The organism is Mycobacterium innocens, from assembly GCF_900566055.1.
GTDB classification, from domain to species: Bacteria; Actinomycetota; Actinomycetes; order Mycobacteriales; family Mycobacteriaceae; genus Mycobacterium; species Mycobacterium innocens.
The window spans coordinates 1-5,107 of record NZ_UPHQ01000092.1 but is presented as its reverse complement, the minus strand read 5'-3'; the positions used below and the strand labels follow the sequence as shown (position 1 = coordinate 5,107).

The following is a 5,107-nucleotide window of genomic DNA, read 5'->3' as shown; positions in this document are numbered from 1 at the left end:
CAGGAAATCCGAAGATCACGACACGATAACGATCTGATCAAATCGCAAAGTAGCAGCTATATCAGAGCAACAGATCCGAGCGTAAACACGCCTGGATCACACAAATCCCCAGGTCAGCCGCCTGCGCCCGCCGCGGGAGATTGCCCCGAATCAGCTACGCGGAAATCCGCGCTAACAACGACGACGACACGGTGTCGGTGATCGACGGAAAAACGCACACCGTCACCGCCGCCGTGCGGGTGGGCCACGGCCCGTTCGGGGTGGCGGTGGATCCGGAAACCCACACCGCCTACGTCACCAACAGCGGCGACGACACCGCGTCGGTAATTGGCGGGTCGTCACACACCGTCACGGCCACCGTGGCTGTCAGCAAGCGACCGCACGGGGTGGCGGTGGATCCCGGCACGCACACGATTTTCACCGCCAACCCGGACGGCCATACCGTGTCGGTGATCGACGGGAGGACGAACACGGTCATCGCCACCGTGCCCGTCGGCACGAAACCGTGGCAGATTGCGGTGGATCCGGGGACGCACACCGTCTATGTCACGAACTACGACGAGGACGCCACACTGTGGGTAATCGACGGGAAGACGCACACGGTCACGGCCACAGTGGCCGTCGGCAAGCACCCGTGGGGGGTCGCGGTGGACCCAAACATCCACACCGCATATGTCACGAGCTACCTCGATGGCACGATGTCGGTAATTGAGTCCAGATAGCCCGACGCCCGATCTAAAATGGCGGCCCGCAACCGCCCGGTTGGCCTCGCCGTTACGCTCGGCTTCAAACACTAACCGCAACAACGTGTTTGACATCGAAAATGCCAATAAGGTCAGCAAGGTATTTCTGATGGTCCGCTGCGCACCCACCACCGGCGTAGGGTCGAAAGTCACCTCAGCTCAGGCACCAAGTCCTGACAGCGTTACCCGCCGGCCAGCAAGTCCCGCAACTCGGCACGCCCCCGCTCGTCAAGCGGCAGCAACGGCGCTCGCGGATCCCCGACCGGGAAACCCAGCAACTCGAGACCGGCCTTCACCGTGGTCGGCAGGCCGCCGGCGACGATGAACTGCAGCAATGGCTTCAGGTCGTCGTAGAGCAGCTGGGCCTTTTCGAGGTCGTCGCGGCGCACCGCCTCATAGAGGTCGATGCAGGGCTGCGGCCGCAGGTTGGGGGCAGCCGTACACCATCCGGCCGCACCGGCCCGTAACGCGTCCAGCACCAGCGGGTTGCTGCCGTTGTAGAACGGCAGCTGGCCGTCGCTGAGTTGGGCGATGCGGTGCATCCGGGACAGATCGCCGGTGGATTCCTTGACCATGGTGAGGTTTTCGATGTTGTCGAACATGGTGACCAGCAGTTCGGGGCTCATGTCGACGCCGCTGGTGGCCGGATTGTTGTAGGCCATGATCGGGATGCCGATCGCGTCGCCGATACTGCGGTAGTGCTGGGCGATCTCGCGTTCGGTGAGCTTCCAGTAGGACACCGGCAGGATCATCACCGCGTCGGCGCCGGCCCGCTCGGCGTACCGGGCACGCCGAATGGTCTTGGCAGTGGTCACATCCGAGACGCCGACAATCACCGGCACCCGCCGATCGACGGCCGCAATGGTGGTGTCGACCACGGTGTCGAACTCCGACTCGTCGAGGTAGGCCAGTTCACCGGTGCTGCCCAGCGGGGCAATGGCGTGCACGCCGGAGCTGACCAGGCGATCGACCAGAGCCGCGAGCCGGGTGGTGTCGATACCGCCGGTTGCGTCGGGCGCGAATGGCGTCACCGGGTAGGCGATGATCCCGTGGATCTTGGGCATGGCTGGTTGGGCCACAGCGGGGCTCCTCCGATTCTGTTGGCGGATAACGAGTTAGCTACTCAGTGCATCGGGATGGCGCGCCAGGGCGCGGCGGGCATAGTAGCCGAAGTTGGCCCGGCTGCGCGCCGGTGTCAGCGTCCAGTCGTGGGCCTCTCGGGCCAGCTGCTCGGGCAGCTCGACGATGGTTCCGGCGGCCATGGCGGCCAGCTGCAATTTGGCGGCACGCTCGATCAGCACCGCCAGCGAGCACGCCTCCTCGATGCTGGCCCCGGCGACCACCTGCCCGTGATGGGCCAGCAGCATCGCCTTCTTGGAACCCAGTGCGGCGGTGATGATTTCACCTTCCTCGTTGCCGACAGGAACGCCCGGCCAGTCGGCGAGAAACGCGCAGTCGTCGTAGAGCGGCGTGGTGTCCATGTGCGACACGATCAGCGGAACCTTCAGCATCGACAACGCCGCCACGTGGAAGGCGTGGGTGTGCACGATGCAGTGCACGTCGGGACGTGCCCGATAAATCCAGCTGTGAAAACGGTTGGCGGGGTTGGCCATACCGTCTCCATGCAGGACGTTGAGGTCCTCGTCGACCAGCAGCAGGTTGTCTTCGGTGATCTCGTCGAACCCCAGGCCCAGCCGCTGGGTGTAGTACCTCCCGGGGTCTTCGGCGCGGGCGGTGATCTGCCCGGCCAGGCCGGAGTCATGGCCGGCGTCGAACAGGGCGCGGCAGGTCAGCGCCACCTTCTGCCGGGTCGTCAACGGCGATTCGGCCGTCTCGGCGCTGAGCCGCTCCTGGGCACGGCGCATCAGTTCGGACTTGGAATCGGTAAAGGTGGTTGCCATCAGCGGCTCCCCGGTGTCGCGAGCGTGTGACACAATAGTAGCACTATAGGAAACCTTGTGTCCCGGGTGGCGGGGTGGAGGGAGTGTCCGGTGACAGCACTGTTGCGCGCCGTTCGCAGGCATCGTGGCCTCACCCTGGAACAGCTCGCGGAACAGACCGGCCTGACCAAAAGTTACCTGTCCAAGATCGAGCGCGGGCACAGCACACCGTCAATCGCGGTGGCGCTCAAGGTCGCTCGAGCGCTCGACGTCGATGTCGGGCGGCTGTTCTCCGACGAGACGGCCCAAGAGAAGATCACCGTCGACCGGGCAAGCGACCGCGCCGGCCAGGTGCGGGGACGCTATCGGGCGCTGGCGTCGACGTTGCTGGGAAAGTCCATGTCGCCGTTCCTGGTTCGCCCTACCGGCAACCCCGCCGACGATCCCCATCCCGAGCACGCCGGCCAGGAGTTCGTGTTCGTACACACCGGCAGTGTCGAACTCGACTACGGCGACCAGACCATCACACTCGACACCGGCGACAGCGCCTATTTCGACGCGTCGGTCGGCCACACCTTGCGGGCGGTCGGCGACGAGCGCGCAGAGGTCGTCGTCGTCACCCACACCGGTCGCTGAAAGCGCTGCGGCGATCGACGCGGCGCTGTTAGCCTCGTCACATCAGCAGTCGCAGTGAACGGAGGCGATATGTCCTACGAAACCCTGTTCCGCGAGGAAGAAGACCCGCGTTCGTCACGTTGGTTCACCGTCGACGAAATCTCCGACTGACGACGGGTGTCGCAACCCTTGGCGGGGACGCACAACTCGCCGCGGCCGATTCGGCCCGGTGGCCGACGGCACTATATGCGGCTTGAACTCAACGAATTGTCTTGTGCCACAAGGCCAAACCAGCTTTACTACGGCTCGGTCACCACGGCCGCGTCGAGCAGGAGACTCCGCTGCCGCCGTTCTGCGACACCACCACCTGACCGTCGACGGCGATCTCACAGTGGAACTCCGGGTTGACCCGCAGCCCGCCACTGGCGGTGACGATCGCCCACTGGTTCGGATTTGCCAGCGCGGTCGTATAGACCAGCGGCTCGCCGCCGGTGATCGGGGCGTGCACGGTGGTCATGTACTTCGACGAGTCGGCGTTGAACGCCGCCTGGCTGGGCGGGTCGGCGTTCATGTACTGGATGTTGGCCATCAGATCACTGGTGGTGGTGACGGTGTAGGTCACCTGATGCCCAACCGGGTCCGCGTGGGAGACCGCCGGCGTTGCCGCAATCCCCGCTACCGCCAAGGCTGCTGCGGCCATTGCCACACAGCCTGCCGCTGCGACCGCGCTTACCGTCTTTCGCACGTCCGTCATATCGAAAACGCTACCGGATTCGTCACGGACGGTAGGGATTTGCAATCTCGCCGGAAGCCGCAGCCGCGGCGGCAAAAGGTCCTTAGTATCCATCTGTGACCACAGCGTTCGTGTTCTCCGGCGGCGCGAGCCTCGGCGCCATCCAGGTCGGGATGCTGCAGGCCCTGGCGGATGAAGGCATCAGGCCGGACCTGATCATCGGCACCTCCGTCGGCGCGCTCAATGGCGCCTGGATCGCCGCGCGGCCCGATGCCGACGGCATTCGGGAGCTGGCGAAGGTGTGGCTGTCGCTCAGCCGCAAAGAGGTATTCCCCACCCACCCGGTCGCCGGGCTGCTGGGCTTCCTCGGCCGCCGTCAGCACTTGGTGCCCAGCGCGGGTCTGCGGCGCATCCTCACCCGAGAACTCGGCTTCGCCAGGCTCGAGGATGCGCCGATCCCGTTCCACGTCGTGGCCACCGACGTGATCTCGGGCATCGACGTGCTGCTGTCGTACGGAGACGCGGTCGACGCGATCGCGGCCAGCGCGGCCATCCCGGGCATCTTCCCGCCGGTCAACATCAATGGACGCGATCTGATGGACGGCGGCGTGGTGAACAACACCCCGGTATCACACGCGATCGCCCTTGGCGCCGACCAGGTCTGGGTGTTGCCGACCGGCTACTCATGTGCCCTGCCCATGTCACCACCATCAGCAGTCACGATGGTTTTGCACGCGATATCGCTTGCCGTCAATCATCGCCTCGCCCTCGACGTCGAGCGCTTCGAGCAGACCGCCGACCTGCGCGTCATCCGTCCGCTGTGTCCGGTCTCGATTTCCGGAGTCGACTTCTCGCATGCGGCAACGCTCATCGAGCGGTCGCACGAGGCAACCCGCCAGTGGTTGGCGGCCAGCCCCATGTCCACCGGCCAGGCCGCACTGCTCGAACCGCACCTGCACTAGCGGGAGTTTCCGGCCTTCGTTGATCGACGGCCTGATTTGCCCTGGTGGGGTTGTGTTTTTGGGCAGGGCTGGTGTATTACCCAACTCGCGGTGTTGGGCGCTGTTGGTCAGCGGGTGGGTGCGTATTGGTGGATTGCGAACAGGTCGGCGAGTCGCTGTTGGGTCGGGCTCATG

The 5,107-nt window shown here is 65.1% G+C and carries 6 protein-coding genes; 3 read left to right on the top strand and 3 right to left on the bottom strand.

The genetic code is table 11. The annotated features are described in order from the left end of the window. Positions 1-140: 140 nt before the first annotated feature. Positions 141-722 carry a YncE family protein gene (locus EET03_RS10425; protein WP_075542284.1) on the top strand — a complete coding sequence of 194 codons (582 nt, stop codon included), beginning with the start codon at positions 141-143 and terminating at the stop codon, positions 720-722. Positions 723-925: 203 nt separating this feature from the next. Here the strand turns inward: EET03_RS10425 and EET03_RS10420 are convergent, their stop codons facing one another. Next, entirely contained in the window at positions 926-1,807 is an 882-nt protein-coding gene (locus tag EET03_RS10420; protein WP_208649033.1) for a dihydrodipicolinate synthase family protein, read from the bottom strand. 51 nt (positions 1,808-1,858) lie between these two features. Then, entirely contained in the window at positions 1,859-2,644 is a 786-nt protein-coding gene (locus tag EET03_RS10415; RefSeq protein WP_075542286.1) for an aldolase, read from the bottom strand. Positions 2,645-2,734: 90 nt separating this feature from the next. Here EET03_RS10415 and EET03_RS10410 point away from each other — a divergent pair, with 90 nt between their 5' ends. Next, positions 2,735-3,259 carry a helix-turn-helix domain-containing protein gene (locus EET03_RS10410; protein WP_075542287.1) on the top strand — a complete coding sequence of 175 codons (525 nt, stop codon included), beginning with the start codon at positions 2,735-2,737 and terminating at the stop codon, positions 3,257-3,259. A 289-nt stretch (positions 3,260-3,548) separates the two neighbouring features. Here EET03_RS10410 and EET03_RS10405 read toward each other — a convergent pair whose 3' ends face one another. After that, positions 3,549-3,992, bottom strand: coding sequence for a hypothetical protein (locus tag EET03_RS10405; RefSeq protein ID WP_075542288.1), 444 nt, complete (start codon positions 3,990-3,992; stop codon positions 3,549-3,551). A gap of 95 nt (positions 3,993-4,087) precedes the next feature. Here EET03_RS10405 and EET03_RS10400 point away from each other — a divergent pair, with 95 nt between their 5' ends. Beyond that, positions 4,088-4,933, top strand: a complete 846-nt coding sequence (locus EET03_RS10400) for a patatin-like phospholipase family protein (RefSeq protein WP_075542289.1) — start codon at positions 4,088-4,090, stop codon at positions 4,931-4,933. Positions 4,934-5,107 lie beyond the last annotated feature (174 nt).